The 15,925-nt window shown below is 62.9% G+C and carries 15 protein-coding genes; 8 read left to right on the forward strand and 7 right to left on the reverse strand.

The features are described from left to right. Positions 1-17: 17 nt before the first annotated feature. From BMX59_RS23080 to BMX59_RS23090, 3 genes are read left to right on the forward strand one after another with little or no spacing between them, the layout of a single operon-like run. A complete protein-coding gene (locus BMX59_RS23080; RefSeq protein ID WP_093126581.1) occupies positions 18-1,343 on the forward strand; it encodes an MFS transporter in 1,326 nt (441 codons plus the stop codon). A gap of 57 nt (positions 1,344-1,400) precedes the next feature. Continuing rightward, on the forward strand, positions 1,401-2,324 hold the full coding sequence (locus BMX59_RS23085; RefSeq protein WP_071488956.1) for a LysR substrate-binding domain-containing protein: 924 nt from the start codon (positions 1,401-1,403) through the stop codon (positions 2,322-2,324). A gap of 55 nt (positions 2,325-2,379) precedes the next feature. Continuing rightward, the gene (locus BMX59_RS23090; RefSeq protein ID WP_092247261.1) at positions 2,380-2,742 is read left to right on the forward strand and encodes a 5-carboxymethyl-2-hydroxymuconate Delta-isomerase; all 363 of its coding nucleotides are present in this window, start codon (positions 2,380-2,382) and stop codon (positions 2,740-2,742) included. A gap of 3 nt (positions 2,743-2,745) precedes the next feature. On the opposite strand, the gene BMX59_RS23095 is transcribed toward BMX59_RS23090, so the two are convergent. The 4 genes from BMX59_RS23095 to BMX59_RS23110 form a co-directional block, all read right to left on the reverse strand. Next, a complete protein-coding gene (locus tag BMX59_RS23095; protein WP_071488958.1) occupies positions 2,746-3,681 on the reverse strand; it encodes a LysR family transcriptional regulator in 936 nt (311 codons plus the stop codon). Between the two features lie 137 nt (positions 3,682-3,818). Then, positions 3,819-5,006, reverse strand: coding sequence for a cyanate transporter (locus BMX59_RS23100; RefSeq protein WP_093126085.1), 1,188 nt, complete (start codon positions 5,004-5,006; stop codon positions 3,819-3,821). 127 nt (positions 5,007-5,133) lie between these two features. After that, the gene (locus BMX59_RS23105; protein ID WP_093126088.1) at positions 5,134-6,576 is read right to left on the reverse strand and encodes an aldehyde dehydrogenase family protein; all 1,443 of its coding nucleotides are present in this window, start codon (positions 6,574-6,576) and stop codon (positions 5,134-5,136) included. Further along, positions 6,573-8,198 carry a 5-guanidino-2-oxopentanoate decarboxylase gene (locus tag BMX59_RS23110; protein ID WP_093126091.1) on the reverse strand — a complete coding sequence of 542 codons (1,626 nt, stop codon included), beginning with the start codon at positions 8,196-8,198 and terminating at the stop codon, positions 6,573-6,575. The genes BMX59_RS23105 and BMX59_RS23110 overlap by 4 nt, the downstream gene beginning before the upstream one ends. A 111-nt stretch (positions 8,199-8,309) precedes the next feature. On the opposite strand from BMX59_RS23110, the gene BMX59_RS23115 reads away from it, so the two are divergent. Then, positions 8,310-9,182, forward strand: coding sequence for a LysR substrate-binding domain-containing protein (locus tag BMX59_RS23115; RefSeq protein WP_092247273.1), 873 nt, complete (start codon positions 8,310-8,312; stop codon positions 9,180-9,182). A gap of 106 nt (positions 9,183-9,288) precedes the next feature. Here BMX59_RS23115 and BMX59_RS23120 read toward each other — a convergent pair whose 3' ends face one another. Both BMX59_RS23120 and BMX59_RS23125 read right to left on the reverse strand, forming a co-directional pair. Further along, a complete protein-coding gene (locus BMX59_RS23120; RefSeq protein ID WP_092247277.1) occupies positions 9,289-9,903 on the reverse strand; it encodes an NAD(P)-dependent oxidoreductase in 615 nt (204 codons plus the stop codon). Positions 9,904-9,937: 34 nt separating this feature from the next. Then, positions 9,938-10,804 (reverse strand): MBL fold metallo-hydrolase, encoded by an 867-nt coding sequence (locus BMX59_RS23125; RefSeq protein WP_093126095.1) that lies wholly within the window; start codon positions 10,802-10,804, stop codon positions 9,938-9,940. Positions 10,805-10,908: 104 nt separating this feature from the next. On the opposite strand from BMX59_RS23125, the gene BMX59_RS23130 reads away from it, so the two are divergent. Together BMX59_RS23130 and BMX59_RS30535 are read left to right on the forward strand one after the other, a co-directional pair. Beyond that, on the forward strand, positions 10,909-11,814 hold the full coding sequence (locus BMX59_RS23130) for a LysR family transcriptional regulator (RefSeq protein ID WP_093126098.1): 906 nt from the start codon (positions 10,909-10,911) through the stop codon (positions 11,812-11,814). A 98-nt stretch (positions 11,815-11,912) separates the two neighbouring features. Then, positions 11,913-12,089 (forward strand): hypothetical protein, encoded by a 177-nt coding sequence (locus BMX59_RS30535; RefSeq protein WP_165447907.1) that lies wholly within the window; start codon positions 11,913-11,915, stop codon positions 12,087-12,089. On the opposite strand, the gene BMX59_RS23135 is transcribed toward BMX59_RS30535, so the two are convergent. Then, a complete protein-coding gene (locus BMX59_RS23135; RefSeq protein ID WP_093126102.1) occupies positions 12,082-12,960 on the reverse strand; it encodes a helix-turn-helix domain-containing protein in 879 nt (292 codons plus the stop codon). The genes BMX59_RS30535 and BMX59_RS23135 overlap by 8 nt on opposite strands. Positions 12,961-13,149: 189 nt before the next feature. Between BMX59_RS23135 and pobA the strand changes: the two genes are divergently transcribed. Both pobA and BMX59_RS23145 read left to right on the forward strand, forming a co-directional pair. Next, entirely contained in the window at positions 13,150-14,334 is a 1,185-nt protein-coding gene (pobA, locus tag BMX59_RS23140) for a 4-hydroxybenzoate 3-monooxygenase (RefSeq protein ID WP_371914389.1), read from the forward strand. A gap of 66 nt (positions 14,335-14,400) precedes the next feature. After that, positions 14,401-15,918: an MDR family MFS transporter gene (locus BMX59_RS23145; RefSeq protein ID WP_092247642.1), complete on the forward strand. Its 1,518-nt coding sequence runs from the start codon at positions 14,401-14,403 to the stop codon at positions 15,916-15,918. Positions 15,919-15,925 lie beyond the last annotated feature (7 nt).

Raw genomic sequence — 15,925 nt, forward strand, 5'->3', positions numbered from 1 at the left:
GCCAAGAGGAACTGCCGATGACCACCGCCACCGCCGCCCGCACACCGCAGGCGTTGAACAAACTGATGTTCGTCAAGCTGATGCCCTTGCTGATCATCGCCTACATCCTGAGCTTCCTGGACCGCACCAACATCGCCCTGGCCAAGCATCACCTGGACGTCGACCTGGGCATTTCAGCCGCCGCCTATGGCTTGGGCGCGGGGTTGTTTTTCCTGACGTATGCGCTGTCGGAAATCCCCAGCAACCTGATAATGCACAAGGTCGGCGCGCGATTCTGGATCGCGCGGATCATGGTGACCTGGGGCCTGATCTCGGCGGCCATGGCCTTTGTGCAGGGCGAAACCTCGTTCTACGTGTTGCGCCTGTTGCTGGGCATCGCCGAAGCGGGGCTGTTTCCTGGGGTCATGCTGTACCTGACCTACTGGTTCAACCGTGAGCAACGGGCGCGGGCCACCGGGTATTTCCTGCTCGGCGTGTGCTTTGCCAACATCATCGGTGGCCCGGTGGGTGCGGCCCTGATGCGCATGGACGGCCTGCTCGGCTGGCACGGCTGGCACGGCTGGCAGTGGATGTTCCTGCTCGAAGGCTTGCCAGCCGTGGCGTTTGCCTGGGTGGTCTGGCGCAAACTGCCGGATCGTCCGAGCAAGGCGCCGTGGCTGTCGGCCGAGGAAGCGCGCGGTATCGAGCAGCGCATTGCCCGGGAAGTCGAGGAGGGCGCGGGCGAGGACGGTCACTCGTTGAAAAACTGGCTGACCCCGCAGATCCTGCTGGCGATTTTCGTGTACTTCTGTCACCAGATCACCCTCTACACCGTGATCTTTTTCCTGCCGAGCATCATCAGCAAGTATGGCGAACTGAGCACCATGAACGTCGGCCTGCTGACTTCATTACCGTGGATCGCGGCGGCACTCGGGGCATTGTTTATTCCGCGTTTTGCCACTACACCCGGGCGCTGCCGTCGCTTGCTGGTCACCGGCCTGCTGACCATGGCGTTGGGCCTGGGCATTGCCTCGGTGTCGGGGCCGGTGTTCAGCCTGCTGGGTTTTTGCCTGTCGGCGGTGATGTTCTTTGTGGTGCAGTCGATCATCTTCCTGTACCCGGCTTCGCGCCTCAAGGGCGTTGCGCTGGCCGGCGGGCTGGGATTTGTCAACGCCTGCGGGCTGTTGGGCGGCTTTGTCGGGCCGTCGGTGATGGGCGCGATCGAGATGAGCACCGGCAATGCAATGAACGGCTTGAAAGTCATTGCGCTGGTGCTGGTGGTGGCGGCCGTGGCGGCCCTGCGCTTGCGCATGGGGCACGAACCTGAGCGTGGTGCGCAGGCCAGCGAAGCGTCCTACACGTAGACGCCGGCTACGGGGCTTTCTAAACTGCGGCTTGTCTTGGGAAAAGGGCAGGCGCCGATGAATCGCAATGAACTACGCAAAGCCGACATCAACCTGATGGTGGTGTTCGAAGCGTTGATGCTGGAGCGCAACGTGACGCGGGTGGCGGAGAAGCTGTTTCTCGGCCAGCCGACCATCAGCTCGGCCCTCAACCGCTTGCGTACTTTGTTCAACGACCCGCTGTTCATCCGCGTCGGCCACCGCATGGAGCCCACCGCGCGGGCCGAGGAGATCATCCAGCACCTGTCGCCGGCCCTGGATTCGTTGTCATCGGCCTTGAGCCTGACCCACGATTTCGACCCGTCGATCAGCACCATGACCTTTCGCATCGGCCTCTCCGATGACGTGGAGTTCGGCCTGTTGCCGCCCTTGCTGCGCGCCTTGCGCCAGGAAGCGCCGCAAGTGGTATTCGTGGTGCAGCATGTGGACTACTGGCGCATTCCCGACCTGCTGGCCTCCGGCGATATCACCGTCGGCATCACCCAGACCCGTGGCCTGCCGGCGAATGCCAAGCGTAAGCTGCTGCGCCATATCCGTCCGCGTATCCTGCGCGCCGATGCGTCTGAAACGCCGCTGACCCTCGATGAATATTGCTCACGGCCCCACGTGCTGGTTTCCCATACCGCCAACGTGTCGGGGTTTGCCGATGAGTGGCTGGCGGAGATCGGCCGCAAACGCCATGTGGTGCTGTCGGTGCCGCAATACAGCGCGCTGCCGGCCTTGCTCGCCGGCACTGACCTGATCGCCAGCCTGCCGGACTACACCGCCGAGGCCATGGCAGTGTCGGGCCACCTGTTCTGTGAGCCGTTCCCGTTCGAAACGCCAACCCTGGATTTGTCGATGGTCTGGCTCAGCCACGTGGACACCGACCCGGCTGAGCGCTGGGTACGTTCGCGGCTCGAAGCGTTTATGAGCGACAGAGGGCTGGCCAGCAAAGCCTGATGCTTTTATCCGTGGTATATCTAGGAATCTTCCTACCAAAGACTCGGAGCCATCCATGCCGCACCTGCACCTGGAATACACCGCCAACCTGACGGGCCTTGCTGTCGAGAAGACCCTGTTGCGGCTCAACAACGTGCTGATGGCGTCCGGGCAGTTCAGTTCCGAGTTGGACATCAAAAGTCGTGTGGTCAAGGTCGAGACGTTCCAGGTGGGCACCTCCCTCGAAGCACGCGGGTTTATCGCGGTGAAGCTGTCGCTGCTCAGCGGGCGCCCACCCCAGGTCAAGAAACAGCTGTCGGACAGCCTGCTGGCAGCCCTGCAGGACATGGGCGATTGGCCGGAGGGTATCCAGGTTCAACTCAGCGTCCAACTGGTCGACATGGATCGCGACTGCTACAGCAAAGTCGCCATCGGCTGAGGTTTACAACAAACCCTGATCCGCGCACACCTTCACCACCTGCTCACGAAACCAGGTATTGGCACTGTCCTGTTCGCTGGTTTCGTTCCACTGCATCTCCAGGGTGAATCCCGGCAACCCGTTGGGCACTTCGCAGTGGCCGAACGTCGTGGCGGGCGCCAGCAACTTTTGTACGCGACGCGGCAGGGTGACGATGAAGTCGGTGCCGGTGATCATCTTCAACGCTGCGCTGTAGCTGTTGGCGCGGGCGATCACCTGGCGCTTGTGGGCCTGGCGCGCCAGCCAGCCGTCGATCATGTTGGTGTCGGAGGTCCACGGCGTGGGGAACACGTGGCGCCGTTCGACGAAGGACTGCAGGCTGAACGCCGGTTCCCGTGGCGCCGAGCGTTTATCGAACACGCACACCAGGTCGTCTTCGAGCAGCATCTGGGTACGCAAGTCCTTGTGGGCGCGGTGGAAGTTGGGGCCGAAACAGATCACCAGGTCGAGGCGGCCTTCGCGCAGGTCGTCCGCGGGGATGTCGGTTTCCAGCTTTTGCACGTTGACGATCACCGGCAGGTCGGCACGGTCGAAGTGCTTCAACAGGCGCGGCAGGATCAACTGTTCGAAGTATTCCGGCGCGCACACGTTGAAGGTCACGGCCTTCTGGGTCGGGTCGAAGGCCTGGCCACCGGCGTGGCACAGGTTGATGGATTCGAGGATCTTCTGCACATGCCCGTACATGGTGGTGGCCTTGTACGTTGGGCGCATGCCCGCCCGGGTGTTGATGAACAACTCGTCTTCAAAGCTGGTGCGCAGCTTCTTCAGGCTGTAGCTCACGGTGGACTGGCTGACAAACAGCGTTTCGGACACCTCTGTAACACTGCTCTGGTCGTAGACGGCGATAAACACCATCAAGTCCTGCATATCGAGCTTTCTGAGCAAGTTACTGTTTAGCATCGGTTTCGTCCGTAAACCCTTTGTACCGAACTCAGTACAAGACAGCACAAAAGCTTAACGGAACGAACGTGCCATTAGAAAGCTCTGTAGGGCGTTTCTATGTTTGGCTTGAGACAAATACTGTTTGCAATACGACGTCAGCGGATATGTCGTGCGTAATGCCTGGGGTTGAAGCGCGTGACGATCAGCAGCATTACCCCAATCACCGCTGTCAGCGACCACCAGGCCCATTCGAAGCTGCCCAGTTGATCGCGGATCATCCCGGCGATCAGCGGCGACAGCCCGGCGATCAGGTAGCCGATACCCTGCACAAAGGCGGTGAGACCACCGGCGCGGCGCGGGTTGTCCAAATGGTCAAGGGACAGGATCAGGCTCATCGGGAACAGACCGCCAATGCCCAGGCCCAGCAGGCACGGCCACAACAGGCTCAGGTGGTGCGGGCTGAGAATCAGGCCGCAGAAACCGAGGATGATCAGCACCAGCAGCACCGCCACCACACCGCGTTTATCCTGGAGGCGGTTAGCGATGGCGGGAGTGACCAGGCCGGACACCACTTCCATGGCCGTCAAGAAGCCCAGCAGCAGGCCGGCATTCTGCTCGCTCCAGCCTTGCTCCACGTAGTACGGCGCGAGCCACGCCAGTACGCAGGTGTAGGACGCGGTACCCAGGCCGAAAAACACCGCCAGCAACCAGGCCCGGCCATTGCCGAAAAATGACGCCTGTTGAGCTGTGCCGGCTTGCGGCAACGGTGGCAGTACCGAGCGTTGCGCGTACCAGAACACCAACGCCAGCACTGCCAACACCGCCCAGATTGACAGGCCGATGCGCCAACTGCCGGTCTGCACTTGCACGAACGGCGAGAACGACGCCGCCAGTGCTGCGCCGCCCATGATCGCGGTGACGTAAACACCCATGAACAGCGCAACATTGTCACTGAACCGCGACTTGATCAGCGCCGGCATCAACGCCTGGATCATCGCGATCCCCACCCCGGCCGCGATGGCGCTGACGATCAACTCCAGCGCCGAATCGAGGAACAACCGCGACAGCGTAGCCACGCCGATCACCAGCAGGGACACCACGATGCTGCGGTGCTCGCCAAAGCGTTTGGCCAGGCCCATGCCGAAGAACATCGCCAAGCCCATGGCCATCACCGGCAACATGGTCAGCAACGCGGCGCTGCTGAAACTCAGCGACACATCACCGCGAATCGATGACAACAACGGGCCGACCGCCGCCATCGACGGACGCAGGTTGAGGGCGACCAGCACGACGCTGGTCATCAGCCAGAGGGCGGTGGTGGGTTTTGCGTGAACGGTTTCCATGGGAGGCCCTTGAGTGATCAAGGGCGAATCAGGCCACGGGTGGGAGCAGGGGGCAAATGAGAAAGTCGCTAGGTCTATCTAAAAATTGCGCTGGTCAAAATGTGAGAGGGGTCAGGCCCCTCCCACATTAGATAGACCGGATCACATGCTTGATCTCCTGGAAAGCCGCCAGCCCCCACGGTCCCAGCTCGCGGCCGATGCTGCTCTGCTTGTAACCACCCCACGCGGTCTGCGGGAAGATCACTTGCGGCGCGTTGATCCACACCAGCCCGGCCTGCAAGGCATTCGCCACACGCTCGGCGGTTTCGGCATGGCCGCTGACCACACTCGCCACCAGGCCGAAATCGCTGTCGTTGGCCAGAGCGATCGCTTCTGCCTCGCAGGTAAAACGCCGGACACAGAGCACCGGGCCGAAGATCTCTGCGTTCCACAACGCACTGTCCAGCGGCACGTCGGTGAACACTGTGGGGCGAATGAAAAAGCCCTTGGGCAAGTCCGCCGGGCGTTCACCGCCGCACAGCAAGCGGGCGCCGTCCGCGATTGCGCGCTGGATATGTCCCAGCACCCGCTGATACTGGGTACGGTTGATCAGCGCACCCATTTCCACGTCATCGGCAAACGGGTCCGCCACGCGAATCGCTTCGGCCCGCGCCTGCACACGCACCAGGAATTCATCGGCAAGCGTGTCAGCCACCAACACGCGACTGGTGGCTGAACACATCTGCCCGGCGTTGAAAAAACCGCCACCACAGGCCAGTTCCACCGCCAGGTCCAGGTCGGCATCCGCCATTACCAGCAGCGAAGACTTGCCGCCCAGTTCCAGGCTCACGCCCTTGATGGTTTCGGCCGCGCGCTGCATCACCTGCACGCCAACGGCGTTACTGCCGGTAAAGGAAATCTTCGCTACTCGACGGTCCGCCGCCAACGGCGCGCCGACATCCAGGCCTGTGCCGCACACCAGGTTGAACACGCCAGCGGGCAAGCCTGCCTCGGCGATGATCCGCGCCAACTGCAACTCGGCCAACGGCGTGACTTCCGAGGGCTTGAGCACCACGCAGCAACCGGCGGCCAGGGCCGGGGCGAGTTTCCAGGCGGTGGTCACCATCGGGAAATTCCACGGCACGATCAGCCCCACCACGCCGCAGGGCTCGCGGCGCATACGTGCGCTGAAGTCATCGCCGGGCAACGCCACCGGCTGGTCCTGAGCGGCGTCCATTTCTTCGGCAACGCTGGCGTAGTACTCGAACGTGGCGATCACATCGTCCACATCAATTGCGGCTTCAAACAGTGGCTTGCCGTTGTTGCTCGATTGCAGGTGCATCAGCTGTTCGCGCTGCTCGCTCACGCCCTGGGCGATCTTGCGCAGCAGGGCGGCGCGATCACGGCCGGTGCTGTTCGACCATTCGCTGAAGGCCGCGCTGGCGGCGTCGACCGCCTGGGTCACCGCCGCCGCATCGCCGACGCTGACCCGGGCCAATACCGCCTCGGTGGCCGGGTTGATCACCTCGAGTACGGCTTGGCCGGCTTGCCACGCGCCGTCGATGTAGATCCCGTTCGACACCGCGCTCATACCGCCACCTCCTTCATCCACAGGCCTTGGTCGATTTCGATCAGCGTCGGCCCTTGGCGATCAGCGGCGCTGCGCAGTGCCGTCCGCAGATGCGCGATGCCCTGGATGCTTTCAGCGGCACAGCCCAACGCCTTGGCTACGCCGATAAAGTCCGGCGTATAGATGTCCACACCCACCGGCTCGATGGCGCGGTTGACCATGTATTTCTTGATCTCTTCATAGCCCTGGTTATTCCACAGCAGCACGATGATCGGCGTGCGCGCCTCCACGGCGCTGGCCAGTTCCGGCAGGCTGAATTGCAGGCCGCCGTCACCGATCAGGCACACCACCGGTTGCCCGTCGCCACGCCCCAGCCACGCCCCGATAGCGGCGGGCAGGGCGTAGCCCAGGGTGCCGTAGCCGGTGGACGAGTTGAACCAGCGGCGCGGGTGGTCGAGGTTCAGGGTCAGGTTGCCGCTGTACACCGGTTGGGTCGAGTCGCCGACCAGCACAGCGTTGGGCAACTCCTCCAGGACGGTGTCGAGGAACCGGGTTTGTGCGCGGGTGGCGGCGTCCCAGCCGGGGTTCAGTTCGGCCCACAAGCGTGCAACACGCGCCGCGCCCCACGCGCGATTGCGGGGCGGCAAGGGTTTGCTGTTCAACTCGACCAGCAGCGCTTCGGCGGCGATTTGTGCATCGGCCACCAAGGCAACCTGCGGCGGATAGTTGCGCACGGTCTGGTCCGGGTCGATGTCGATGCGCAGCAACGCACCGGGAATCCCGAAGCCGCCGGCGAAGGTGACGTCGTAGTCGGTTTCCGCCAGCTCGGTGCCGATGGCCAACACCACGTCCGCTTCGGCGACCAAGGCGCGGGTGGCGACCAGGGTCTGGGTCGAGCCGATCAACAGCGGATGGTTGGCAGGCAGCATGCCCTTGGCATTGATCGTCAGGGCCACCGGCGCGCCGAGGGCTTCGGCCAGTTGCGTGAGTTCTGCGGCTGCATCGATGGCGCCGCCACCGGCCAGGATCAAGGGCTGCCTGGCCGCTGCGAGCAACTGGCTCATCTGCTTGATCGCCGATGGCGCGGCACCGGCGCGCGCCACGCTGACCGGTTCACTGCCCAGCAGTGCGTCGGCGTTTTCTACCAATACATCCAACGGGATTTCGATATGCACCGGGCGTGGTCGTCCGGCCTGGAACAACGCAAAGGCACGCGCCAACACGCCGGGCAACTCGGCCGCCGACATCAGCGTATGGGAGAACGCCGCCACGCCGGCGATCATCGCGCCCTGGTTCGGCAGCTCATGCAGCTTGCCGCGCCCGCCGCCCAATTGGCTGCGCGACTGTACGCTGGAGATCACCAGCATCGGGATCGAGTCAGCGTAGGCCTGGCCCATGGCGGTGGTGATATTGGTCATGCCGGGGCCGGTGATGATGAAGCACACGCCGGGCTTGCCGCTGGTGCGCGCATAACCGTCGGCCATGAAGCCGGCGCCCTGTTCGTGGCGCGGGGTGACGTGGCGGATGCTGGAACGGGCCAGGCCGCGATACAACTCCACGGTATGCACGCCGGGGATGCCAAACACCTGGTCCACGCCATAGCCTTCCAGGAGGTTGACCAATACTTCGCCGCAGGTCGCCATAAACGTCGCTCTTGTTGTTGAGATAAGGCGTTATTGGACCGGCTGGCCGGTAGCGGCAACAATCGATAAAAAGTCATACTAGCCATGTCCTCACGTCATGGCTGCGCCCCGATGAAACGCCTCCCGCCGCTGTCCGCGTTGCACACCTTCTGGGTCACGGCCCAATGCTGCAACTTCACCCGCGCCGCCGAGCAACTGCACATCACCCAGGGTGCCGTGAGCCGGCAGGTTGCCGGGCTGGAAAGCCACCTGGGCTACGCGCTGTTCCAACGCCAGGCGCGGGGCTTGAGCCTGACCGAGGAGGGGCGTGAGTGGTCGTTGCGCGCCCAGCAGGTCTTCGGTCTGATCGGCGAGGCGGTGGAGCAGATCGGCAGTCGCCGCCAGGTCCTGCAACTCAAGGCCTCCACCTGTGTGATGCGCTGGTTGTTGCCACGCCTGATGCAGTGGCAGAAGGAGCGTCCGGATGTGCCGGTAGCGCTCACTACCACCGTGGCCTACACCGTGGACTTTCGCCGCGAGCAATTCGATGCGGCGGTGATCTATGCGCCCATCGCCGAGCAGTCGGCCGAGGCGCGGCATCTGTTCGATGAACAACTCACCCCGGTCTGCACGCCCGCTCTGCTCGGTGTGCTGCACAGCCCGGCAGACTTGCAGCAACAGGTGCTGCTGCACCCCACGCGGGATGAACGGGACTGGGCGTTGTGGCTGAAAGCGGCGAAGACGCGACTGAGTAACCTGAGCCAGGGGCATCATTTTGAGACGCTGGATTTGGCGATGACGGTGGCGTCGCAAGGCTCCGGTGTGGCGATCGGCGACCGCGCGTTGATTGGCGACGATTTGAAGGCCGGGCGGTTGGCGACGCCGTTTGAGCTGCGGGTGCCGACGGGGATGGGCTATTACCTGGTGTATCCACCGGGCACCGAGCCTTCGGCGGGGCTTGAGGCGTTGATGGATTGGTTGGTCACCCAAGCCAAAATCTCCTGACATTCATCTATCAAATGTGGGAGGGGGCTTGCCCCCGATTGCAGTGTGCCAGTCAATACAGGTGTGACTGATCGACCGGTATCGGGGGCAAGCCCCCTCCCACATGTTAGTAGCCGACAGTGAAACGCTGGCGCGGGTGCTTGGGTGTTTCGACTTCGTCGATCAAGGCAATGGCGTAGTCGGCAAAGCTGATCCAGCTGCGACCTTCACTGCTCACCAGCAGATCGTCCTGGCCCACGCGGAATTGACCGGTGCGCTCGGTCTCGACGAACTCCGCCGAAGGCGACAGGAACGTCCAGTCCAGTTCCTTTTCCTGGCGCAGTGTGTCGAGAAACGCGGCACCTGCACTGGCTTCGGCTTTGTACTCAGCCGGGAAACCTGCGCTGTCGATCACCCGACCGCCACCCGGCAACAACAGCGAACCGGCACCGCCCACCACCAGCAGGCGTTTCACCCCGGCTTTCTTTACCGGCCCGATCACGGCGCTGGCCGGTAGGGTGGCGAAGTGCGCTGCGCTGATCACCACGTCACTGCCGCTGATGGCCTGTTGCAGGGCCTCTGCGTCCAGGGCATCAACCTGCTTGACGGTGACGCCAGGGCGCGTCGCCAGCGTGTCGGTGTTACGTGCAATGGCCACAACGCTATGCCCGCGACGCAGGGCTTCTTCCAGCAGTTGGCTACCGGCACGGCCGGTGGCCCCAATGATTGCGATCTTGCTCATGACGTTCTCCAGTACGGTTAAGGTTTGAAACGGTTCACCACTTCATTTCGCCCTTGGCGACTTTGGCGCTGAGTTCCAGCGAGCTTTCGTCGGCGAGGGTCGGGTAACGCTGTTTCATGGCCGCGATCAGGGCCGCGGAATCCTTGGCCTTGGCGGTTTCGGCGTCGAAGGCCTTGATGTAGTCGGCGGTAAATTTCACGGATTGAACAGATGGCGTACCCAGGTAATGGCCCGGGATCACGGTGCGCGGTTGCAGGTCTTCAATGCGTTGCAGGGTGGCCAGCCAGTCTTTGTGGGACTGCGCGCTCTGGGTGTCGGCCATCCACACATGAATGTTTTCGGCGACGACCACGCCACCGACCACGGCCTTGATCGAAGGGATCCACACAAAACTGCGATCCGGCTGTGGGCCGTCCAGGCCGATTACCTCCAGTTGCTGGCCTTCCAGGCTCAAGCTGTGGCCTTCGAGGACCTGCGGCACGATAGTTTTGGCCGGCTTGTCCGCACCCATTTTCGGGCCCCAGAACTCAAGCTTGCCGGCGACGGTGGCCTTGATGTGATCGACCACCGGTTGCGGCGCCAGCACCTTGGCGTCGGGGAAGGCGGTGGTGAGGGTGTCGAGGCCGAAGTAGTAGTCCGGGTCGCCGTGGCTGATGTAGATGGTGGTCAGGTGTTTGCCGCTGGCGCGGATCTTCTGCACCAGTTGTTCGGCCTGGCCTTTGCCGAACTGGGCGTCGACCAGGATCGCATCCTTGGCGCCGCTCACCAGCACCGAGGTGACCGGGAAGATCGCGGCGTCGCCAGGGTTGTACACGTCCAGCTTCAGCTCGGCGGCGGCCGCGTGGGCGGCGAAGGCCAGGGCGGCGGTGGCCAGGGTCAGGCGCTTGAGGGGGGAGAACATCGGGCAGCTCCAGCATCGGTAAAGGATGCACAGAGCTTAGTTGCACAAAACCAGACTAAAAATGCGATGCTGGGACATAGTTTGTTTCTGAAATCGGGCAAATCATGGACCGTCTCCAAGCAATGCGCGTGTTTGTCACCGTGGTGGACCTGGGCAGCCAGTCCGCCGCCGCCGATCATCTGGACCTGTCGCGCCCGGTGGTGTCGCGCTACCTGGCCGAGCTGGAAGACTGGGTCGGCGCACGCCTGCTGCACCGCACCACGCGCAAGCTCAGCCTTACGGCGGCCGGCGGCGAAACCTTGCCGCGCTGCCGACAATTGCTGGACCTGTGCTGCGATATGCAAGCCGCCGTCAGCGAGCCGGATGACGCGCCCCGTGGCCTGCTGCGCCTGAGCGTCAGCACCTCGTTCGGCCAGGCGCAATTGGCCGCAGCCATCGCCGAGTACGTCAAGCGTTACCCGTTGGTAACCGTCGATCTGCAAATGCTCGACCGCACGGTGAACCTGGTGGATGAGCGCATCGACCTGGCCATCCGCACCAGTAACGACCTGGACCCCAATCTCATTGCGCGCCGCCTGACCCTGTGTCGCTCGGTGGTGTGCGCCTCGCCGGCGTATCTGCTGGAGCATCCAGCCCCGCAGAAAGTCGAAGACCTGGCCGGGCACAACTGCCTCACCCATTCCTATTTCGGCAAGAGCCTGTGGCATTTCGAAGAGCGGGGCGAGCACGTCTCGGTGCCCATCACCGGCAACATCACGTCCAACGAGGCCAGCACCTTGTTGCGCGTGACGCTGGCCGGGGCCGGCGTGTCGATGCTGCCTACTTACCAGGCCGGCGATTACATCCGCCGTGGCGAACTGGTGCGCCTTCTGCCCGACGCCGAGCCCCGGCAGATGAACATCTACGCGGTGTATGCGTCGCGCAAGCACATGCCATCGGCACTGCGCAGCCTGTTGGATTTTCTGGTGCTGAGGTTCCCGGAGGAGCCTGCGTGGGACGTCGGTCTGTAGGGCGACATAAACCTGTTGAATGTCGCCCGATAATGGCAACTCGCCCTGGTTGACCTATGCTTTAAACAGCACCGTTTAGATCCGCAGAGGTCTGTGCCATGAGCATTAAAACCAGAAAGTACCTGATGATTGTCACCCTGTGCGCCATCGCCAGCGCGCTTTACGGGACCGCTGCCTACCGTGTTGAACTGACCCGCATGCAGCCGACTTTTGCGATCAGCTGCCATCAGGACCAATGCGTGCCGCATACCGGCAGTTTCAGTGCGCTCAGGTAACCGGCTGTTGAGCCTTGAGTTGCTCGCGAAACGCCTTGGGTGAGAACCCGACCCGTCGGCGGAACAGCCGCGAGAAGTTGGTCGGGTCGGAAAAACCCAGCACTTCCGACATTTCATTGATGGTCATGCTGGTGTAGGTCAGCAGGCGCTTGGCTTCCAGCAATTGGCGGTCGTGCATGATCTGCAGCGCAGGCTGCCCACCCAGTTCCCGGCATGTGCCGTTGAGGTGTGACACCGAGATGCCCAGCTTGTGGGCCAGATCCTCGATCTTCGGGTGTTCACGGTAATGCTGCTCGACCAGTTGGGTGAAGCGGCGGAAGTATTCACGCCCCCTCGGCGCCCGTGGGTGGCGCTTCTGGATGGCCTGGCGGCTGATCCACACCAGCAGCACGCTGACCAGCGCGTGCATCATCATGTCCCTGGCCGGTTGTGCGTCGGCGTATTCATCCTGCAAGCGGGCGAACTGGCTGTTCAGGTAATCACTGTCCTTGCCCGCCGGGTAACTGCCCAGGGACTGCAAACCGTCCACCGTCGCCCCCAGTTGTGTCTGCAGGTGGCTAACCAGCGGCGCCGCGAGGGTTACCACGTAGCCTTCGACATCCTCGGGAAACCGAAAACCGTGCACACACAGCGGCGGCAGGACTTGCAGCGTCGCTTCGTTCAGCGTGGTGCGCTGCCCTTCGATTTCCAATTGTGCCTGACCTTTGTGCACATACAGCAACTGGCACAGATCCGCGTGCCGGTGGGGCTGGATTTCCCACTGGTATTCCCGACTGCGCCGGGAAATGGTTTCGCAGTGCAACAAATCGGGGGTTGGCCATTGCTGGTTTTCCCCGTAAAGCTTGAAGACCGGAATCGCGGTTTTGGTCATGGTTTCAATCCGATACTCAGGAGAGTGGTGCGGTAATCGCCCCGATTGGCAAAAAGCGCAGGCTTTGGCTCAGTTTTCACCTTCTTTTGCCGGCCACTCAAGTGAAAAATGTCAGCAACAAGACCAATGACAACTCTTTCACTCAATCCGTTCGAGTGGAACTTGCGGACCATAAAAATAATGAAAACGCTGAAAACCCAAGTCGCCATTATTGGCGCCGGTCCCTCCGGACTGTTGCTCGGCCAACTGCTGCACAACGCCGGTATCCAGACTCTGATCCTGGAGCGCCAGAGCGCCGATTACGTACAAGGCCGCATCCGTGCCGGGGTGCTGGAACAAGGCATGGTCGACCTGCTGCGGCAGGCGGGCGTCAGCCAGCGCATGGACAACGAAGGCCTGGTGCATGAGGGCTTCGAGCTGGCGCTCAATGGCCAGCTGACCCACATCGACCTCAAGGCGCTGACCGGCGGCCAGACGGTCATGATCTTCGGCCAGACCGAAGTCACCCGCGACCTGATGGCCGCCCGTGCTGCCGCGGGCGCCATCACCCTGTATGAAGCCCATGACGTGCAACCGCACGACCTCAAAAGTGATCGACCCTGGCTGACTTTCGAACATCAGGGCGCAGCCTTTCGCCTGGAGTGCGACTATATCGCCGGTTGCGATGGTTACCACGGTGTTGCGCGCCAATCGATCCCGGCTGAATCACTGAACGTCTTCGAACGGGTCTACCCTTTCGGCTGGCTCGGTATCCTCGCCGATACGCCGCCGGTTCACCCTGAACTGGTGTACGCCAAACATCCGCGTGGCTTCGCCTTGTGCAGCATGCGATCGCCGACGCGCAGCCGTTATTACCTGCAAGTGCCGGTGCAAGAGCCGCTTGATGAATGGTCCGATGCGCGCTTCTGGGACGAACTGAAAACCCGTCTGCCCAGCCACCTCGCAGCCGACCTGGTGAGCGGTCCGTCGATCGAGAAGAGCATCGCGCCGCTGCGCAGCTTTGTGGTGGAGCCGATGCAGTACGGGCGTCTGTTCCTGCTCGGCGATGCCGCGCATATCGTGCCGCCCACCGGGGCCAAGGGCTTGAACCTGGCGGCCAGTGACGTGAGCACCCTCTATCGGATTCTGCTGAAGGTCTACGGTGAAGGACGGGTGGATTTGCTGGAGCGCTATTCCGCCATCTGCCTGCGGCGGGTGTGGAAGGCCGAGCGGTTTTCCTGGTGGATGACCTCGATGCTGCATCAGTTTCCCGAGGCGGATGGCTTCAGCCAGCGCATCGCCGAGAGTGAACTCGATTACTTCATCCACTCCGAGGCCGGGCGCAAGACCATCGCCGAAAATTACGTCGGGCTTCCTTACGAAGCTATCGAATAGCCTGCTATCGTATCGAGCATTTCCGTGGGCCGCCTTTTCCCGCGGGCCCTGCTCGAAGGTCTTGCCGTGACGCACCTCAATCAGCCCGTTCCGCCGCTGCCCGCCGTGCGCAGCATCCTCGCCTCACTGATGATGGCGATCTTCCTGGGGGCCTTGGACCAGACGATTGTCGCCGTGTCCATGCCCGCGATCTCCGCCCGATTCCATGACGTCAACCTGCTGGCCTGGGTCATCTCCGGCTACATGGTGGCGATGACCGTGGCGGTGCCGATCTACGGCAAGCTGGGCGACCTGTACGGGCGGCGGCCGATGATGCTGATCGGCATGGGCCTGTTTACCCTGGCCTCGCTGTTCTGCGGCATGGCGCAAAGCATGGAGCAACTGGTGCTGGCGCGGATCCTCCAGGGCATTGGCGCGGGCGGCATGATCTCGGTGAGCCAGGCGATCATCGGTGACATCATCCCGCCCCGCGAACGCGGGCGCTACCAGGGCTATTTCAGCAGCATGTACGCGGTGGCCAGCGTGGCCGGGCCGGTGCTCGGCGGCTACATGACCGAGTACCTGTCGTGGCGCTGGGTATTCCTGATCAACCTGCCATTGGGCGCCGGCGCCTGGTACGTGGCCCATCGCACGCTGGTGGGGCTGCCGGTGCCGCAGCGCAAGCCGATCATCGATTACCTCGGCACGTTGCTGATGATCATCGGCCTGACCGCGTTGTTGCTGGGCATTACCGAAATCGGTCAGGGCCATCATTGGCGCGACGATCAGGTGCTCGGCTTGCTGGCGTGTGCGCTAGTGGCGTTAACGGTGTTTGTCTGGCATGAACGGCGCGCCCGGGAGCCGTTGTTGCCGATGCATCTGTTCGCCAACCGCAGCGCGGTGTTGTGCTGGTGCACGATTTTCTTCACCAGCTTCCAGGCGATTTCCCTGACGGTGCTGATGCCGCTGCGCTATCAGACGGTGACCGGCTCAGGCGCTGACAGCGCGGCCCTGCACCTGCTGCCCCTGGCGATGGGCTTGCCGATGGGCGCCTATTTTGCCGGGCGCATGACCTCGGTGACCGGCCGCTATAAACCGATGATCCTCAGTGGCGCCTTGCTGAGCCCCTTTGCGATTCTTGGCATGGCCTTGAGCGCGCCCCAGGCGGTGGGGCTGACGGCGATGTTCATGTTGCTGTGCGGGATTGCGGCCGGCATGCAATTCCCCACTTCGCTGGTGGGCACGCAGAACTCGGTGGAACAACGCGACATCGGCGTCGCCACCAGCACCACCAACCTGTTCCGTTCCCTGGGCGGGGCGGTAGGGGTGGCGTGCATGTCGGCGCTGTTGCTGGCGCTGTTGCAGGACTCCAGCTTCGCCCACCTGGCCAGCGGTGCGCTGGTGGCCGAGGGCAGTTCCGGCAACGTGCTGCTCGACGGCCTCAACGCAGCCCCCGGCCCGGCGCAGGACGCCCTGCGCGGGGAACTGGCGGTGACCTTCCGGCATTTGTTGATGGTGAGCGCAGCGGTGTCGCTGCTGGGGCTCGCGGCCGCTGTCGCAATGCCCAACCGGGTACTGCGCGGCCGTGAAGACAAAGCTAAGTAGCCGGCAG

Origin of the sequence: Pseudomonas sp. NFR09, assembly GCF_900111535.1 — a bacterium.
GTDB classification, from domain to species: Bacteria; Pseudomonadota; Gammaproteobacteria; order Pseudomonadales; family Pseudomonadaceae; genus Aquipseudomonas; species Aquipseudomonas extremorientalis.

What these genes read in the sequence shown, in the direction of transcription:
- BMX59_RS23080 (WP_093126581.1), top strand. Translation starts at nt 18, where the DNA reads ATGACCACCGCCACCGCCGCCCGCACACCGCAGGCGTTGAACAAACTG.
- BMX59_RS23085 (WP_071488956.1), top strand. Translation starts at nt 1,401, where the DNA reads ATGAATCGCAATGAACTACGCAAAGCCGACATCAACCTGATGGTGGTG.
- BMX59_RS23090 (WP_092247261.1), top strand. Translation starts at nt 2,380, where the DNA reads ATGCCGCACCTGCACCTGGAATACACCGCCAACCTGACGGGCCTTGCT.
- BMX59_RS23095 (WP_071488958.1), bottom strand. Translation starts at nt 3,681, where the DNA reads ATGCTAAACAGTAACTTGCTCAGAAAGCTCGATATGCAGGACTTGATG.
- BMX59_RS23100 (WP_093126085.1), bottom strand. Translation starts at nt 5,006, where the DNA reads ATGGAAACCGTTCACGCAAAACCCACCACCGCCCTCTGGCTGATGACC.
- BMX59_RS23105 (WP_093126088.1), bottom strand. Translation starts at nt 6,576, where the DNA reads ATGAGCGCGGTGTCGAACGGGATCTACATCGACGGCGCGTGGCAAGCC.
- BMX59_RS23110 (WP_093126091.1), bottom strand. Translation starts at nt 8,198, where the DNA reads ATGGCGACCTGCGGCGAAGTATTGGTCAACCTCCTGGAAGGCTATGGC.
- BMX59_RS23115 (WP_092247273.1), top strand. Translation starts at nt 8,310, where the DNA reads ATGAAACGCCTCCCGCCGCTGTCCGCGTTGCACACCTTCTGGGTCACG.
- BMX59_RS23120 (WP_092247277.1), bottom strand. Translation starts at nt 9,903, where the DNA reads ATGAGCAAGATCGCAATCATTGGGGCCACCGGCCGTGCCGGTAGCCAA.
- BMX59_RS23125 (WP_093126095.1), bottom strand. Translation starts at nt 10,804, where the DNA reads ATGTTCTCCCCCCTCAAGCGCCTGACCCTGGCCACCGCCGCCCTGGCC.
- BMX59_RS23130 (WP_093126098.1), top strand. Translation starts at nt 10,909, where the DNA reads ATGGACCGTCTCCAAGCAATGCGCGTGTTTGTCACCGTGGTGGACCTG.
- BMX59_RS30535 (WP_165447907.1), top strand. Translation starts at nt 11,913, where the DNA reads ATGAGCATTAAAACCAGAAAGTACCTGATGATTGTCACCCTGTGCGCC.
- BMX59_RS23135 (WP_093126102.1), bottom strand. Translation starts at nt 12,960, where the DNA reads ATGACCAAAACCGCGATTCCGGTCTTCAAGCTTTACGGGGAAAACCAG.